Source organism: Paludisphaera soli (assembly GCF_011064595.1).
Taxonomy (GTDB): Bacteria; Planctomycetota; Planctomycetia; order Isosphaerales; family Isosphaeraceae; genus Paludisphaera; species Paludisphaera soli.
The window spans coordinates 15,540-32,926 of the sequence record NZ_JAALJI010000033.1 but is presented as its reverse complement, the minus strand read 5'-3'; the positions used below and the strand labels follow the sequence as shown (position 1 = coordinate 32,926).

The window sequence follows — 17,387 nt, the reverse complement described above, 5'->3', positions numbered from 1 at the left end:
GGGGATTATCGAAGAGGGTCCTATGAGCGTCCCGCAGCTTCAGGTGGACATCTTTCAGATCGCCTGCGACTCGATGTTCCGGAAGAATCGAGCGGACGGGACCGGCTGGGAATGGTCCTGGGCCGACTATCAGCGGGCCTGGATGGACGCGACCCCCAGCCGCCACGCCTATCGCTGCCTGCCGCTGACGATCATGAACCAGACGGGATGGTGAATCGGCAACCCGGTCGGCTTCACCGCGGTCTGGGGAGGTGGAACCGCCCCGGGAGACATCGAGGTCCGGTTCGACGCGGCGGGCGACGAATGGCGAGGCTGGATCAACAACCAGTTCGGCGAGGGGATCCTCACCTGGAACACCCCCTTCCTGTTCCGCACCAAGCCCGCGGGGTCCCGCCTCCTGATCTGCGGCCCCGCGAACTACTTCGTCGCCAACGCCCACCCCCTGATGGCGCTCGTCGAGAGCGACTGGATTAGCATGTCCTTCACGATGAACTGGAAGATCATGACGCCGGGCGTCCCGGTCCGGTTCGACTTCGGCATGCCGCTCTTCCAGGCCATCCCCCTGGCCGGCAACGTCTGCGCCGACCTGGAGAGGGCCGCCGTCTCCTATCAGAAGCTCTCCGAGGACCCGGAGATGACCCGGCTCTACGAGGAGTGGCACCTCTCGCGCAAGCAGTTCCATGAGGAGAAGGCCCGGGGGGAGGTCCGCGCCGACGGCTGGCAGAAGGACTACTTCCAGGGCCGCGACGCGACCGGCCGCGAGGCCGCCCCGGATCACAGGACGAAGGTCAAGCCCCCCGAGGTGAGGTTCAGCCCCCAGACCCGCTGACGGGCCTCCGGACGAGTGCCGGGCATCCTCCCGGCCGGAACCACGGCGTCGACGTCCCCCTCACCATCAGCCCCCGACGCGACATGAACTCCTCACGACCGGCCCCCCCGGACTTGCGGCCCTCCCAGGACGAGCGGAACGCCGACGCACAGCAGGCGGCCGCGCCGGCCCCGGGTCGCGAAGGCGTCCCCTTCGACGACGAATGGCGCCGCTGGCTCGCCGAGAACCTGATGCTCGACCAGCCGCCCGACGGCATTCTCCGCGCGATGATCGCCGCGGGGATCCCCGCCGCCGTGGCCGCGCGCGAGTTGGATGAGGCCCGACGGAGCCCGTACGTGCGGGGGGCGGCCCTCCTCCGCGAGCGGCTCAAGAAGCGCGAGTGGCTGCTGGCGGCCTATCGCAAGGTCAACCGCCTCCTACCCAGGTCGAGCGAGGTGGAGCGCCGCCACAAGCTCTCGCGCGGGGAGTTCCTGGCCGAGTACTACAGCACCAATCGCCCCGTCATCATCACCGAGATGATGGACGACTGGCCGGCCATGACGAAGTGGGGGGTCGACTACTTCGACCGCATGTTCGGCGAGCGCGAGATCGAGCTGCAGGTCGGCCGGACCGCGGGCGACAATTACGAGATCGAGCGCGAGAAGTACCTCCAGAAGATGCGGTTGTCAGACTTCCTGACCAGGATAGCCTCCGCCGGGGTCACCAACGACCTGTACCTGACGGCCAACAACTCGTCGGCCAACAAGAAGGCCCTCCCGGAGCTGTGGGACGACATCGTCCAGGTCCCTGAGTACCTCGACCCCCGCGGCGATCGCGCCGGCGGCTTCTTCTGGATGGGACCGCCCGGGACCATCACGCCTTTCCACCACGACCTGACCAACAACTTCATGGCCCAGGTCCTCGGCCGCAAGCGGGTGAAGATCGCGCCGTCGTGGGACCTGCCGCTGATGGGCAACCACTACCACGTCTACTCGAGGGTCGACGGCCGCGTCAGGCCGCCGACGCCGAACCCGGCGCCCGACGAGGCGCAGGTCCTCGAATGCATCTTGCACCCCGGCGAGATGCTCTTCCTGCCGATCGGCTGCATGCATTTCGTCGAGGGGCTCGACGTCTCGGTGACGGTCTCATTCACCAACTTCGTCTTCGACAACGAGTTCACAAGCTTCTATTCGACCTACCACGCGGTGTGAAGTCCGGTGGCCCCGGACGGTCGATCGGCCGCGATCGTCCCTCGGCGTCGGGGTGGCGCCCGCCGTACCCCCTCCGGCCCGGCCCTCCGGGGGCGAGGTCGGTCACGCCTCGCCCCGCGCGAGCAGGCCTACGATGACTTCCGGGTCCGCCGGCTTGACGAGGTGGTGGTCGAAGCCCGCCGCGCGCGTCCGGGCCAAGTCGGCCTCCTGCCCCCATCCCGTCAGCGCCACGATCCGCGTTCGGCGAAGCTCGGGCCGCCCCCGGAGCCGCCCGGCCACCTCGTAGCCGTCCATTCCGGGCATCCCGATGTCCAGCAGCACGAACTCCGGGCGGAACTCCTCGGCGACCGCCAGGGCCCCCGGGCCGTCGTGGGCGATCCGCACTTCCTGGCCGTACAGCTTCTCCAGCAGCCAGGAGAGGCTCCTGGCGGCGTCGACGTTGTCGTCCACCACAAGGACGCGACGCCTGGGCGGCCCGCCTCCGCCCTCGCGAAGGGGGGGCTCGTCCTCCACGGTCGGCGCCGGGGCGGCCGCGTGCATCGGCAGGCGCACCACGAACTCGCTGCCCGAGGCCGCGCCGTCGCTGCTCGCGGCGACGGAGCCGCCGTGCATCTCCACGAGCGTCCGAACCAGGCCCAGCCCGATCCCCAGGCCGCCCTGGACGCGACCCTTGTGATCTTCGCCCTGGAAGAACATCTCGAAGACCTTCGCCAGCATGTCGGGCGTGATCCCGACGCCCGTGTCCCGCACCCGCGCGACGGCCCAGCCCCCCTCGGGCTCGACGGACAAGCGGATTTCCCCGCCGGGCTCGGTGTACTTCGCCGCGTTGTTCAGCAAGTTCCAGAACACCTGCTCCAGCCTGGTCGGGTCGGCCTCGACCCGGACCTCGGCCTCGGGTACGGCGATGGTCAGCGCGAGGCCGCGTTCGTCGATCTGGGGCCGGGCCGTCTCCGCGGCCTGTCGCACGATCCCGGACAGGTCGACGACTCGCTTGTCGAGCTCGATCCGGCCCCGGTTGATCCTCGCGACGTCCATCAGGTCGTCGATAAGCCGCGCCAGGTGGACGACGTTCCGCTCGGCCATCGCGCGTTCCGGCTCCCGGCGTCCGTCGCCGGACCTCCCCATCAGGTGGAGGGCGTTTCGGATCGGGGCCAGTGGGTTGCGAAGCTCGTGGGCCAGGGTGGCGAGGAACTCGTCCTTGCGGCGGTCCGCTTCCTTCAGTTCGGCGTAGAGGCGGGCGTTCTCGACCGCGATCGCCACCCGGGAGGCCAGGTCCTCGGCGAGCCGCAGGTCGCCCGGCCCGTAGCGTCGGCCCGATTCGGCCGCCACGAACGTGATCGCCCCGAGGATCCCCTGACGCCCTTTCAGGGGCACGCACATGTACGACCTCAGGCCCAGTTCCCTCAGGATGCGGAGGTGGTCCTCGTCCCGGGCCCCGGCCGCGAGCAGCTCGTCGGCGATCTCGGCGACCATCTCGGGCTCGCCCGTCCGGACGACCCTGGGGACGCCCCGCGGTGCGTCTGGATCGGGCGGGTGGCGGCGGTGCAGCTCGCGGGCCAGCTCCACCTTCGCCGGGTCGACGTGAGCCACCCCCACCCTGAGGGGGAGGCCGTCCTCGCCCGCCACATCCACCGAGCACCAGTCGGCGAAGTGGGGGACGGCGAGGCGTGCCACCTCCTGCAGCGTGCCTGCCTCGTCCGCGATCGACGCGAGGGCGGCGCTTGCCTCGGCCAGGAAATGGGCGTCCCGCTCGGTCCGCCTGCGGTCGTCGATGTCGGTCGCGGCCCCGAACCGGCGGACGAGCCGGCCCGCCTCGTCGAAGATTGCCACCGCCCGGCCGAGGTGCCAGCGGTAGGCCCCGGAAGCGTCCTTGACGCGGTATTCGGCCTCGAAGGGCTCGCCGGTGGCGTGCGACCGGACACTGGCCGCGACGATCCGGTCGACATCCTGGGGATGGACGGCCGCCGCCCAGCCCCCGGGCGCGAGGGCCTCCTCCATCGTCTGCCCGGTGTAGTCCAGCCAGCGTCGGTTGACGTACTCGACGGAACGGTCGGGCCGCGTGACCCACACCATCTGCGGCATGGCGTCGGCGAGGTGGCGGAACCGCCGCTCGCTCGCCCGGATCTGCTCCTCGTCCCGCTTCCGATCCGTGACGTCCTCGTGGACCAGGACCACCTCGCGGACCGCCCCGGCGGCGTCCTTCAAAGGGTAGGCGACCGCCGAGACCCAACGCCGAGGGTCGGCGTGGATCGTCCGGTCGGGGAGGGTCTCGTTCGGGTCGTACTGGATGGCCGGGATGACGCTCGGCTCGCCGGCGAACGCCCGGCGGATGTGGGGGAGGATCCCCTTGGCCTCGAGCTGGGGGTCCTGGAGCACGTTGTAGTCGGCGATCTTGCCCAGGTCGAGGCCCCACAGCTCCTCCCAGGCCCGATTCACCCGAAGGGTGCGGCCGTCCGGCGACAGGACCTGGACGCTGAAGGGGGCCTGCTCGACGAGCCCGATGAACCGCTCCTGCCCCTCCCGCATCGCCGCCTCGGCGCGTCTCGTGGCACTGACGTCCCGGCAGGCGAGGACGACCCCGACGGCCCGCTCGGACCGATCCCTCACGGGGGCCGCCGCAGCGTCGATGGGCCGCTCGCCACCGCCCTTCGCGATCAGGACCGCGGGGTTCGCCCGCCGGACGACGGTGCCTTCCCGCAACGCGTGGAGGGCCGGGTTTTCGACCTCCCAGCGGGTTTGCTCGTCGACAATGCGAAAGATCGCCGGCAGCGACTTCCCCTGCGCCTCGGACGCCGGCCAGCCGGTGAGGTCCTCGGCCGCCGCGTTCAGCGACGTCACCCGCCCCTCGGCGTCGGCGACGACGACGGCATCGCCGACGACGGCGAGGACGGCCTGCGATTCGGCCCGCCGCCGAGCCGCCTCCTCTTCCATCGCCTTGGCACGCAGTCGGGCCGCTCGCGCGGCCTCCCCGAGCGCGGCGACGCCCACGCCGGCCGCAAGATAGAGGATCATGGCGGCCTGATCCACGCCCCCCTGGGCGGCGACCCCGCCGCGAGGCGTCGGGTAGGACCGCACCGGGACGACGGCCCCGAGCGCGGTGGCCAGCAGCCCGGGCCCGAGTCCCCCGTAAGCGGCGGCGACCAGGACGGCGGGGATCGCGGCGGCGAAGGGCGATCGTCCGCCCGGCGAGGGGTCGAGGGCCGGGCCGGCGACCATCGCCACGGCGACGCAGACCACGGCGGCCCCGTATCTCGACGCGATGTTGCCTGGCACGCGGTTCATAACCACCCCGAAAGCCGCCGCACCACCTTGGGCGGTCGGCGTGCAGAAATATCCGATTCGACCCGAGGACGGAGGGAATAGAATTGTAGCCGAACGGGGACGATCCCGCTTCTCCAGCAGCCGGGCCGTCCGCCGCGCGGGGCCGCCCGCCCCACATGGCGATTCGGGGGCGGCCGACGTCCCGGCTCGACCCGACAGGCCCGGACGACGCCGCCCACACCCCCCCCGGTTGATCCGCGTCGTTCGCACATCTCACGCCATTCTCTACCATCGAGATAATGGGGCGCATCCTACGAATCGGCGTCTCCGAAGGGCCACTCGGAGACAGGCGTCGCGGGTCGAGGGGGCGGGGCTTGCCATTCCGCCTGCCGCCCCGCCTGGCGTTAAGCACGACCGATCGAGCCGGGCGCGGCAGGGCGAAAGGAGGGGCGGGGGGCGGCCGTCGCGTCGGACTGGCCGAGGCTCGCCGGGGCTCGCCGCCTCGACCTCCGAGACTTCCCGGCTCCGGGCGGCCCGGGCCGCCTTCCATTCCGGACGAGCCTGCTCCGCGGGACCTCGGCTGGAACGGGCCGGTCTCGCGTCGCCGCTCCACGAACCGGCGGATCCACGGCTGGCCGACCGTGATGAGCTCGGCGTCCTCGGCCCGCGTCTCGCGCACTCTCGAGGCAGGGCCGCTCCATTCAAGGGGGGCGCCTCTCCAGGACAGGGCCCGCCCCGTGAATGCGAGGCGCCACCTGCAAACTCGGCCGATCCCCTGTCACGGACGGACCCGCGTGGAGGCGGCCCGGGCGCCCGTCGGCGTCTCTTCGTCACATACCGGGCCCGCAGGCCGAGGCGGATCGACCGGTGGAGAACCGGCCGTCTCCTTCGATGGGCGTCGAACGAGCCTCGCCCAAGCCGAACGGGGACGGCCTGCTAGGCGATCAGCTCGGCGATCGTCTTCAGGTCCACCGGCTTGGTCAGGTGGTGGTCCATCCCGGCCTCCCGGGAGAGCCGGCGGTCCTCCTCCTGCCCGTACCCCGATATCGCGATGATGAGCGTTTCGTCGAATCCCTCGCCTCGCAACGTCCTCGCCACGTCGTACCCGTTCAGGCTGGGCAGGCCGATGTCCAGCAGGATGACGTCGGGGCGGTAGGTGCGGGCGACTGCGATGCCCTCCGGGCCGTCGTGCGCCGTCTCCACCTCCCGCCCCAGCAGCCGGAGCAGGCGGGCGAGACCCCGGGCCAGGTCCTTGTTGTCGTCCACGATCAGGACTCGCGAGCCGTGACGACCGGCCCCCGAGGCCGCCGGCCTCGGCGGAGCGGCGGGCCGGGCCGCGGCGGCCGGGAGGCGCACGACGAACTCGCTGCCCCGGCCCGGCCCGCCGCTCGCGGCCGAGATGCTGCCCCCGTGAAGCTCGACCAGGCCCTTCACGATGGTCAGGCCCACGCCCAGCCCGCCCTCCGACCGGTCCAGGGCCCGGTCCGATTGGACGAAGAGGTCGAAGATGTTCGGCAGGACTTCCGGCTTGATGCCCATCCCGGTGTCTCGGACCCGGAAGACTACTTGGTCGCCGACCTGCCGGGCGTCCAGCGTGATCGCCCCCCCGGCCGGGGTGTACTTGGCGGCGTTGGTCAGGAGGTTCACCAGGATCTGCTCCAGGCGGACCGGGTCGGCCTCCAGCAGCAGGGGGCCGAGGTCGCCCGACCGCTCGAGTCGGTGCTTGCGGTCGTCCATCAGGGGGCGGGTCGCCGCGACGGCCTGATCGAGGACCGGGCCGACGTCCAGCAGCTGCTTGCGGATCCGGACCTTGCCCCGGGTGACGCGGGCCACGTCCAGCAGGTCGTCGAGCATGTGGGAGAGGTTGCCGACCTGGCGGTCGAGGACCTCCCTGGCCCACGGGTCGGGTCCTCCGTCCCACGACAGCGCGAGCGTCTCGACAGCCATGCGGATGGCCGCCAGGGGGTTGCGCAGCTCGTGGGAGAGCATCGCCAGGAACTCGTCCTTGCGGCGGTCCGATTCGCGCAACGCCGCCTCGGTCCGCTTCTGGTCCTCGATGTCCGTGCAGGTGCCGAACCATCGGACGACCGCCCCGGCCTCGTCCTTCATCGGGAGGGCCCGCCCCAGGTGCCAGCGATAGGCACCCGTCCGATGGTCGCGGAATCGGTATTCGATCTCATAAGGCTCGCCGGATCGCACCGACCGGTACCACGTTTGATGGCACTGAGCCAGGTCGTCGGGGTGGAGGACGGGCTCCCAACTCGCATCGCCCGCCTCGCCCTCCGGCATGCCGGTATAGTCGTACCAACGCCTGTTGTAGTAGTCGAGGCGGCCGTCGGGGCGGGCGGTCCAGACGATCTGGGGCATCGCGTCGGCGAGCTGCCGGAAGCTCGCCTCGCTGGCCCTCAGTTCCCGGGTCCGCTCCTCGACGCGGCGTTCCAACTCGTCGCGAGCCCTGCGGACTTCCTCTTCGGCCCGGGTCCGCTCGGCGACCTCCGCCTCCAATTTCCGATTGACGAGCCGGAGGCTCTCCGGGCTGGGGAGCGCGAGGGCCAGCGGGAGGAGCCGCCAGAGCAGGCCCGCCGTGCCGACCGAGGCGAGGGCGGTGGCGAGCTTCACCAGGCCGTCGAGGCGATAGAGCGGCATCCACAGGGCCAGGACGCCGAAGAGGTGGGTCGCGCCGCAGAGGACGATGAACAGCGCGAACAGGAGGAACATCCAGTTGAAGTCCAGGTCCTTCCGCCGCCGCACGAGGACGAGCAACGCGAGGGGGATCGAGAAGTAGGCCATCGCGATGAGCAGGTCGGAGGCGAAGTGGAGCCAGACGACGTCAGCCTCGTAGTTCATGCACTGGCGGCGCGGGGTGAAGACCTCGAAGAGGTCCGCCAAGAAGCCGCCCCCGCCGTCCCCGTGCAAATGGACGTGATCCGCCATCTCGCTCCTCCGGTTCGTCCCCGCCCGCCGCGTCCACGCCCCTGCGGGCGGCATCTTCCGCCAGCCCCCGCCCCCGATCGCACGAGCCCCAACGACCGGACCGCCGGACGCCGCGACGGCCCCGGACCGGCCTCGGCCCCACCTCGCGCTCGGGGCAGGGATCGCGAGTATCCGGCCGCGGGGCCCCGCGGAGCCTCATCCCGGTGGGACAGCCCGCGAGAACGGGTGCCGAGGCCCGTCGCCGGCCGGCTCGCCTTCTCTCGACTCGCCGGACCTCCGCGTCCATCGGAGGGCCGGACGGATGACGGCGGCCCCGGGATCGAGCGGGCGCCCCTTCCGGGGACGGCCGCCCAGCCTGGGCACCAAAGCTCTCGCCCGAAACATCGCCGGCGTGTCCAATATAGCAACATGCAAAAGCGAAGCCCAGGCACGGAAGACCTCGGCGTGTCTCGATCGGGCATGCACGTTGAAGGTCCAATCTTCGATGCCTCCGTCGGCCGACCGGACGGCAGCCCGAACCGCGGGGATGCTCCCGACCTGCCGATTTCAGGCGCGGTCGGCCCCGCCGGTCGCCCCGGTATCTAGCTTCTGTCTGGCGGCTCGGTGAGTCGGAAGCGACGGCGGATCATCGCCAGGCCCGCCCCGGCCAGGAAGTTCACCGCGAGCTTCCCGGACCGGGTGGCGAGTCGGCGGCCCTCCTCGAGCCGGAGGATGCACCTCTGGACGAGGTTGCAGCGGCGGTACGCCTCGGCGTCGAACCTCCGGTTCCGCCGCTGGTCCTCGCGGGTCGCGATCGCCGCCCCGGCATCTCGACGCCGCAGATGGCGGCGGATCCGGCGGCGGCTATACCCTTCGTCGCCGGTGGTCGCCGGGGCCGGCGTCGCGGGCGTCCGCGGCCCGGCCGCTCGAGGCTCGCCCCTCCGGGGCCGGCTCCAGAAGCCTGGACTCGTGGGCTCGTCCCGCCGCCGCGACCACGGCCGCGAGCGGGACGCCGCCGGGGTCGACGAGCAGGTGCGACTTCGTCCCGAGCCCGCCGCGCGAGCGGCCGAGTCGTGGTCGCTGGCTCGACGGCCCCCCTCTCCCCCCGACCCCGGCGGCCGCGCGGCCGTCCCGGACGGACGTCCCGTCGATGCGACGGAGGTCGAGGTCGAGCCGCCCCGACGCGTCGAGCTTCGGGTGCGGATGCTCCGAGACGCGGTCGATGGTGCCGTCGCGGACCCATCGGTCGAAGCGGTCGCGGGCGCTCTCCCACTCCCCGCGACGCCCGAGCGGCTCGCGCCGCCGGGCCCCCGCATGCAGGAACCGGAGGGTGCCGTCGAGCGTCGTCCGGTGATCGTCGCGTCGCCCGCCCGCCAACCCCGTCGTCGGGGGCAGGTCAGCGATTGGGGCGAACTCCCAGTCCTTCCGCTCGCAGCGTCGCGTCATCGCGGCCTCCTCGGTGAACCCCCGTCGTGACGCTTTACGAGTCGTCAGACAGGACCTTAGGACACTTTGGCCTTAACCGACCGCTTCGGGTCGACCAGTCAGCCCTCCGGGAGGTAGAGCCGAACGCCCAGCGGGTGGTGCCCCTTCGGGGCGATGTAGTGGACCGAGACGGCGCGCCAGCAGTAGGCTTTCTTGTCGAGCGCGTCGCATTACAGCCGCTGGACGCCTACGGAGGGCACCTCATGCTTTGGGAAGGTGGTGTCGTCGATGACGAAGATCCCCGCCGGGTCGGCTAACTTCGCCGCCATCGCCGTGCGGTGTCGTTTCAGGAGCGCCTCCTCGCCCCAGGTGCTCTGGCCGAGGAGAGGCTGCAACGCCTAATCGGTGTCGGGAACCTCAAACTCCGGAGGCAGGGGGACGCGGGCGGCGGTCGACTCGGCGCTCTTACGGCCGCCGTCCTGGATCGGCCCGCACAGTTGAACGCCGCGCCAGGCGGCCTGGCGGAGGCGGTTGAAGTGCCGCTGAGGCCGGCGGCGTACTCGGCGATCCGGCGAGTAATTCGGGATTGAGCACGGGAGAGCAGGTTCGGTTCATGCTCCCTGCACGAACGGTGCGCGTCAACCGTCCGGCAGGGTCTGACGGAAAAGAATTGAGACGTTAAGAAGTCGCCCTCGCGGCGGCCGTCATGGGGAGAGGTCCGTGCCGCTCGACCGCCTTCGGTCGATAGCCGGGGACGAGGTCGGCGATGGCGGCTTTAAGGTCCGCGGCGGGGCCGTCGACTAGCTCGGCCAGGCGGTCGAACTCGGAGAGGAGCCGCCCGGGGTCGGTCACGCTAGGGCGGGCGACCCGCACTTTCGGGTGGGACGTCGGCGCCGGTTCCTCGCCCTCGCAGTGCAACTCCTCATGGAGCTTCTCCCCCGGTCGCAGCCCGGTGAAGACGATGTCAACGTCGCGGCCTTCCTCCTGCCCGGACAGGCGGATGATGGTCCGCGCCAGGTCGACGATGCGGATCGGACGGCCCATGTCGAGGACGAAGATCTCGCCCCCCCGCCCCTGGGATCCGGCCTGAAGGACGAGCTGCGCGGCCTCCGGGATCGTCATGAAGTACCGGGTGATCTCCGGATGGGTGACGCAGACGGGCCCGCCGCGGCGGACCTGCTCGAGAAAGGTCGGCACGACGCTGCCGTTCGATCCCAGGACGTTGCCGAAGCGCACCGTGACCAGGCGGGATCTCGTCTCCCTCGAGCGCAGCTGGACGTAGGCCTCCGCCAGGCGCTTGCAGGCGCCCATGACGCTCGTCGGGTTTACCGCCTTGTCCGTCGACACCATGACGAAAGCCGCGACCCCGTGGGCCAGGGCCTGGTCGACGAGGTTGCGGGTGCCCAAGACGTTGGTCTTCACCGATTCGCCCGGGTTCGACTCCATCATCGGGACGTGCTTATGGGCGGCGGCGTGGATGATCATGTCGGGCCGATGGCTCGCGAGCACCGCGCCGACCCGGGCGGAGTCGCGGATCGAGGCGACGACCGGCACGATCTCGGTCCGGGCGCCCGCCGCGCGTTTCAGCTCGGGCTCGAGATAGAAGAGGCCGTTCTCGGAGTGGTCGAGCAGGACCAGCCGCGCCGGGGCGAACGCGAGCAGCTGGCGGCAGATCTCCGAGCCGATGCTGCCCGCGGCTCCGGTGATCAGGATGGAGCGGCCTTCGACGTCGCGCCTCACCGAGGAGGAATCCAGGACGACCGGGGGGCGTTGGAGGATGTTGCGGACGTCGACGCGGCCCGGCTCCACCAAGAAACGGCCGGTGACGATGGCGTCGAACGAGGGGACGACGCGGACCTTGAGGCCGGCGTCGCGACAGGCGGCCGAGATCTCGCGGACCTCCCGGGCCGACACGCCGGGGGAGGGGATGAGTGACGTGCCCCCGGGAAAGTGGAGCATCGCATTCGAGAACTCGGATACGATGAGGCTCCCCCGAAAGGAGCCTTGATCCATGAGGAAGTCGAAATTCGCCGAGGAGCAGATCGTCTTCGCCCTGAGGCAGGCCGAGGCCGGCCTGGGCGTCGAGGAGACGTGTCGGAAGCTGGGCGTGAGCCAGGCCACGTTCTTCCGCTGGAAGGCCGAGTACGGCGAGCTCGGGACGCCCGAGCTGCGGCGGCTGCGGCTCCTCGAGGAGGAGAATCAGAAGCTCAAGCAGCTGGTCGCCGACCTGAGCCTCGACAAGAGGATGCTGCAGGACGTCCTGGCAAAAAAAACCTGAGCCCGCCGCAGCGGAGGACGATCGTGGCGGACCTGACGGTCCGCTACGGCGTGAGCGTGCGGCCGGCCTGCGAGGCGACCGACTTTCCCCGCGCCACCCACAACTACAAGCCCCGCCGCGAGTCGCAGGAGCCGCTCCGGATGCGCCTGCGGGAACTGGCGACGGACCGGGTCCGCTATGGATATCGCCGCCTGCACGTCCTGCTCCTTCGCGAGGGCCGGGCGGTCGACGTCAAGCGTGTCTATCGCCTCTATGGCCTCGAGCGATTGACGTTGCGGCGGAAGAATCCGAGACGCAGGGTGAGCTCTCGCCACCGCGACGACCGGCCCGCCGTCGACGGCGCGAACCAGGCCTGGGCGATGGACTTCATGAGCGACGCCCTCTCGGATGGGCGCAAGCTCCGCCTCTTGACCGTCATCGACCTGTTCACGCGCGAGAGCCTGGCGATCCGCGTCGACCGCCGGTTCACCTCGGGGCAGGTCGCCGAGGTCCTGGCCGAGGTCGCTGGCGTCAGGGGGGTGCCCCGTGAACTCCGGGTCGACGACGGCCCGGAGTTTACGGGGCGGATGCTGGACCTCTGGGCCCACCTCAACGGCGTCACCCTGGATTTCAGCCGGCCCGGCAAGCCGACGGGCAACGGCTTCATCGAGCCCTTCAACGGCCGGGTCCGGGAGGAGTGCCTCAACCAGAGCTATTTCACCAGCCTGGAAGACGCCCGCGAGAGGGTGGAAGCCTGGCGGGTCGAGTACAATGAAAGCCGCCCCCACAGCGCCCTGGGATACCTGGCCCCTAGGGAATTCGCATCAATCATCGCCAGGGTGACATCAGCCTCGTCGGGCCGGAAAGCTCTCGTTTAGCCGGTCCAAATTCCCGGGGCAGGTCACTGGAATAGCAACCTCCTGGTCGCAGCGTCGATGACCCCGCCAGGAGTGTGCTTTTCGCTTCGTAGGCGTGGCCCTGGGGTCTGAACGGGACTGAACCGGCCCTCCAGGCGAGTCGAGCGGTCAGTAGAGGATGGCGTGTCGGCAGGTATACCGAGTTGCGCCGCAGCAGAGGGGCAGGAAGGGTCGCATTCCAGGTGGAGACGCGCCGTCAAGCTATCACGTAACCCTGGCACTCAAGGATGATCCAGACGAGGAGGCTTGCGACACCTTTTGCTTCCATCGATCATGGCTGGGTGAAGGTTGTTTGCGAGTCTGTCAAGCTGCTTACGGACCCTCTCCTGGTGCCTGTCGCTGCCGTAAGCCCTCCACGCGAACTGGAGTCGACTCCGCGTCTGCATGGTCGAAAGAGCGGCTCCATCGGTGGGGGGCCGGGCACGTCGGCCGCGTCTATTTCACCGGGCTGGAGCGAGTCAAACCTCCGATCAGGGAGGCCCGTGGCCAATTTCGACCTCGACGCGCTGGCCCAGTTTCAGGGGTGTCCGTTCGAGTAGGGCGATCTTCACAAGGAGCACTCGCATGTCGACGGGCCGGGTAGTGTCTTCAGGCCTGAGCTGCCTTCCGACGACCACGTCGGGCACCTCTTCAACTTTGCCGCGCCACACCCTGCCTGGGAAGCTTTCCGCGGTGATCCGGGCGTCGGCCTCCAGGGCGATACTCCCGAGATCCACTTCATCGACCTCGGCCTCGATGCGGACGCGTTCCAAATCCGCGATGGTGACCAGTCGGGCGGCGGCGGCGACGGTTTCACCCGGATGCGCGGATCTCGCGATGACGACGCCGTCGATCGGGGAGATGATCCGCATTTTGGCGATGAGGACCTCGAAGCGGGCCCTGGAGGCCAGGGCCGCCCGCTGCCGGGCTCGCGTCGTGCCGAGCGATCTCAAGTTCATCTCGAGTTCGACGCTGCTGGCCGCGTGACGGACGATCAGCCCCCGGCTTCGCAGAACCTCTCTCTCGTAAAACCCGATCTCGGCCTCCGCTTCGTCGATCCGGGCCTGGGCCTCGGCGCGCGACGCATTCAGGTCTTCAGAGGCGAGCTCCGCGATCAGGTCGCCTTTACTGACGACCGATCGCTCCCGCACGTGAATCTGGACGATCCTCCCGGCGAGTTCCGCGGCGACGGCCACTTCGGCGCCGGGATAGGTCACCAGCCGCCCCTCGGCGAGCACCGAATTTTGCTGGCGTCCCAAAGGGTTTCGGCCGACGATCGCCGCCTCGCCGCCCGGCGGCGACGACTTCGTGAAGATCGACGGCCGTCCCCAGTCCGCCTCGCCCGCGCGCCAGACCACGACGCAAGTGAGCAGGACCCCGGCCATCGACCACAAGAGCTTCGCCGCCATGAACCCGCCCCCTAATCCAGCAGCTGCCCGTCCTGCATCCGGATGATGCGATCCGCAACCCCGCGTACTTTCGGGTCGTGCGAGACGATGAGGACCGCGCGGTTTTCGTCCCGCGCCAGCCGGCCGAACAACTCCAGGATCTGGCCGGCGAGTCGCGCGTCGATGCTGGCGGTGGGTTCGTCGGCCAGGATGATCGCAGCATGGCCCACGAGGGCCCTCGCGATCGCCACACGCTGCTTCTGACCGCCCGAGAGGTCTCGCGGCCTCGCCCCCCGTCGATCCGACATCTCCACAACCTCGAGAATCCGCTCCGCCTCGCGCCGAGCCGCTGCGCCTCCCATTCCCTTGATGTTCATCGCATATTCCACGTTCTCGAGCGCGGTCAGCGCGGAGAAGAGGTGGAAGTGCTGGAAGACGAGGCCGATCGAAGTCCTCCGCAATTCCGGGAGTCGGTTTGGGTCCGCCTCCCTCCCCTCGATGACGACCCGCCCGGACGTAGGGCTCAGCAGGCAGCCCAGGATGAACAACAACGTGGTCTTACCCGATCCGGAAGGGCCTTCGAGGCCGACCACCTCCCCGCGCTCCAGATGCAGCGAGATCTCTTTCAGGACCGGGACCTCCTCCTTCCCGTCGAAGAAGCTCTTGGTGAGCCGGAACGCCTCGAGCACCGCCATGTCTCGCCTCCCGATCAACTGCGGAACACGACGGCCGGATCGAGGCCGGCGATCTTGCGGAACGAGATCAATGAAGCTCCGAGACATAGGGCTACGGCACCGACGAAGACGTTTCCGACCAACGTCGGATGGATGATCAACTTCAGATCCAGACCGGCCAGGAGCGGCCGGACCGCATGGGCCATGGCAGCCCCGATGGAGAACCCGACCAGAGCGGAGATCGTCGCCTGCCGGGCGATGATCCGATAGATGTCGGCGTTACAGCCGCCTATGGCCTTGACCGTCGCGAACTCCTTGAAATGCTCGATCGTCGCCGTGTAAGAGGTCTGGGCCACCACGACCACGCCGACCAGGCAGCCGAGGAAGACGGTGACGAACATGCTCAGGCCGAGCCCGGTGTTCTCGACCCAGTAGCCGCGGGAGCGATCGGCCCACTCCTGCTTGGTCCGCACGTCGTTGTACGGGAGTCGCCGACGGATCTCCGCCCGGATCGCCTCGACATCGGCTCCCGGTTCCAGCTTCACGATGATGTACGTCGTCCGACGCCGCAGGTCCAGGGGGGCCAACGCCTGCGCCACGCGGTAATCGAGGAACGCGATCGGGTTCGTCGTGAACGAGCGCGCTTGGCGAGTCCGCCCGATGATTTTGAGGCGAAGCCCCAGGAATTCGCGATACTCGCCCTCCTCGAAGGTGCCGAATCTCCGCTCCGCCGAATCGTCGACGAACACGTAGCGACCGCGCCTCAGGTCCGCGGGGTCGCCGGAGACGACGTCCCAGGGGAATCTCCAGCGCGGGAAATCCTCGAGCCCGTAGACGATGGCCGCCTCCTTCGCCCCGTTGGGCAGTGCCACCGTGACGAACCAGACGATGAGGTTGTCGGCCTGCAAGACGCCCGGGATCGATCGGACGCGATGCACGTAAAGTTCCGGGAACGTGTTCGCGAAATCGATGTTCGGGGTGTTCTTCGCGCAGACCCAAAGGTCGGCGTCCATGCGGTCGATCGTGATGGAGGCGCTCTCCAGCATGCCCAGGAAGATACCCACCTGGACGATCACCAACATGACGGCGAACGCGACGCCCGAGACGGTCGTCAAGAATCGCGTCTTGTCATCCAACAAGATTTTCGTCGCCAGATCGACCATCGCCAACCAGTCTCCGGCAGGCTTAATAAGTGCGATCGTTTCGGCCCGAGCGCTCCACGGACGAAGCTGCCTGGCGATCCCGATCGTTCGGGAGTGTATGGCCGCTCGTGTTGACAATTCGCAACTCGAACTTTTATGCGGGAAAACCTTTGACAGCGGTGGTTTTTAGACTTATTTAATTGACCGAGATCCAGACGTCTTGTAAATGGCAGGTTATCGTCGGGACCGTCCTCAGTCCACCAGAAATTTCGACGAGGTCCGGGCTGGCGGCGTGGTGCACCTGGGAGCGGTACGGAAAGGCTAGTTGAAATTCTTCGACGGCGTCGATTCAAGGCGCGAACAGCGGCCATTGGCGTCGATCCGGGCGATGCTCCGATCTGTACTCACCTCCAGGCCTCGATCGCGAAGGCTTGCAAGATTCGACATTCGACGATCGCTTGTGCCACGTCCATGCAGATCGCCCTGGGAGGGCCTCCCGCGTGAACGACAGACACAAGTGATGGTCTTATGTGATCAGCAACGATGCAAAACGCGAGGTTTGAATCCTAAAAAATTCGGAGCGAGATGATGCTGCACACAACGATTCGACTTGGATGGTTGCGCCGCGGCCTGCTCGGGGGGCTTGCCGCGGGAGTCGTGGCGTGCGCCCTCTCGGCGGAGGGCCAGGCGGCGGGGAGTTTGACGGTCGAGGACGGGTACGACCTATTCGCGTCGGGCCCGGGCACTAACTTCCCCGGGCTGGGCCCCCTCGTCGGGGTGCCGCTCGCGACCTACGACTTCGGCGACGGGAACGGCCCGGTCGGGATCGGCAACACCGACACGATCGTCCATCGGCTCGACGCCGTCACCGTGCCGGCCATCGGCGACACGGGGACGACCCGGCTCGAGATGCTCGCCCTCCAGCTGGCGACGGCGAACCCGGTGAACTTCGGCGGCTTCGGGCTCGACACCTACTACATCACCTTGCAGTCGGCCCGGGGCGGGCCGGCGACCCTCGGCTCGATGGATATCACGTTCACGAGCCTCGAAGGCGGGACCTTCTCCTCGTTCTTCGACGTCTTCTTCGACATCCGGATCGGGGCGCTCGACGGAGCCATCGTCCTCTCGGATTCGCTGAGGCTGACGAGCACCGACGTACCCTGGGATCGCGAACCTCCCCCCGGCGCCGTCGTGATCGAAGGGATCAACCGCTTCCTCAACGGCCAGGACAACGGTGCCGATTTCTGGCCGATCACACCGTTCGACGAAGTGCATCCCAACGGGGCCGTGCACCGGGTGCTTACCGCCGCCATCCCCGAGCCCGGCTCGTGGTTGATGGGGGCCACGGCCGTCCTCATGGGCCTGGGTTACGTCCGACGTCGGCGAGGGGCCTGAACCTCGTGGGCTGCGGA

General features: G+C 69.1%; 11 protein-coding genes and 1 pseudogene. 4 read left to right on the top strand and 8 right to left on the bottom strand.

The genetic code is table 11. From position 1 onward, the window contains the following. Positions 1–22: 22 nt before the first annotated feature. Both G6O68_RS27555 and G6O68_RS27550 read left to right on the top strand, forming a co-directional pair. Positions 23–829: pseudogene (locus G6O68_RS27555) on the top strand (DUF6065 family protein). 83 nt (positions 830–912) lie between these two features. After that, on the top strand, positions 913–2,019 hold the full coding sequence (locus G6O68_RS27550) for a cupin-like domain-containing protein (protein ID WP_165252225.1): 1,107 nt from the start codon (positions 913–915) through the stop codon (positions 2,017–2,019). Between the two features lie 102 nt (positions 2,020–2,121). On the opposite strand, the gene G6O68_RS27545 is transcribed toward G6O68_RS27550, so the two are convergent. The 5 genes from G6O68_RS27545 to G6O68_RS27525 all read right to left on the bottom strand — a co-directional run bounded on the left by G6O68_RS27545 (position 2,122) and on the right by G6O68_RS27525 (position 11,577). Continuing rightward, positions 2,122–5,301, bottom strand: a complete 3,180-nt coding sequence (locus tag G6O68_RS27545) for a PAS domain S-box protein (RefSeq protein ID WP_165252223.1) — start codon at positions 5,299–5,301, stop codon at positions 2,122–2,124. Between the two features lie 915 nt (positions 5,302–6,216). After that, entirely contained in the window at positions 6,217–8,214 is a 1,998-nt protein-coding gene (locus G6O68_RS27540) for a hybrid sensor histidine kinase/response regulator (protein ID WP_165252221.1), read from the bottom strand. 843 nt (positions 8,215–9,057) lie between these two features. Then, entirely contained in the window at positions 9,058–9,639 is a 582-nt protein-coding gene (locus G6O68_RS33045; protein ID WP_240911530.1) for a hypothetical protein, read from the bottom strand. Positions 9,640–9,848: 209 nt separating this feature from the next. Continuing rightward, positions 9,849–10,013 carry a transposase gene (locus tag G6O68_RS27530; RefSeq protein ID WP_165252217.1) on the bottom strand — a complete coding sequence of 55 codons (165 nt, stop codon included), beginning with the start codon at positions 10,011–10,013 and terminating at the stop codon, positions 9,849–9,851. A 283-nt stretch (positions 10,014–10,296) separates the two neighbouring features. After that, entirely contained in the window at positions 10,297–11,577 is a 1,281-nt protein-coding gene (locus G6O68_RS27525) for a UDP-N-acetylglucosamine 4,6-dehydratase family protein (protein ID WP_165252215.1), read from the bottom strand. Positions 11,578–11,629: 52 nt separating this feature from the next. Between G6O68_RS27525 and G6O68_RS27520 the strand changes: the two genes are divergently transcribed. Continuing rightward, positions 11,630–12,753 (top strand): IS3 family transposase gene (locus G6O68_RS27520; RefSeq protein ID WP_165252213.1). Its coding sequence is split into 2 segments (ribosomal slippage): positions 11,630–11,891 and positions 11,891–12,753, totalling 1,125 coding nucleotides; the frame shifts between segments, so codons are not numbered across the junction. Between the two features lie 509 nt (positions 12,754–13,262). Here G6O68_RS27520 and G6O68_RS27515 read toward each other — a convergent pair. The 3 genes from G6O68_RS27515 to G6O68_RS27505 are packed head-to-tail and all read right to left on the bottom strand — an operon-like array spanning position 13,263 to position 15,969. Then, positions 13,263–14,180 (bottom strand): efflux RND transporter periplasmic adaptor subunit, encoded by a 918-nt coding sequence (locus G6O68_RS27515; RefSeq protein WP_165252211.1) that lies wholly within the window; start codon positions 14,178–14,180, stop codon positions 13,263–13,265. Between the two features lie 11 nt (positions 14,181–14,191). After that, positions 14,192–14,854: an ABC transporter ATP-binding protein gene (locus tag G6O68_RS27510; protein ID WP_165252209.1), complete on the bottom strand. Its 663-nt coding sequence runs from the start codon at positions 14,852–14,854 to the stop codon at positions 14,192–14,194. 14 nt (positions 14,855–14,868) lie between these two features. Continuing rightward, positions 14,869–15,969, bottom strand: a complete 1,101-nt coding sequence (locus tag G6O68_RS27505; RefSeq protein ID WP_165252207.1) for an ABC transporter permease — start codon at positions 15,967–15,969, stop codon at positions 14,869–14,871. 663 nt (positions 15,970–16,632) lie between these two features. On the opposite strand from G6O68_RS27505, the gene G6O68_RS27500 reads away from it, so the two are divergent. Next, positions 16,633–17,370: a hypothetical protein gene (locus G6O68_RS27500; protein WP_165252205.1), complete on the top strand. Its 738-nt coding sequence runs from the start codon at positions 16,633–16,635 to the stop codon at positions 17,368–17,370. The last annotated feature ends 17 nt before the right edge of the window (positions 17,371–17,387 follow it).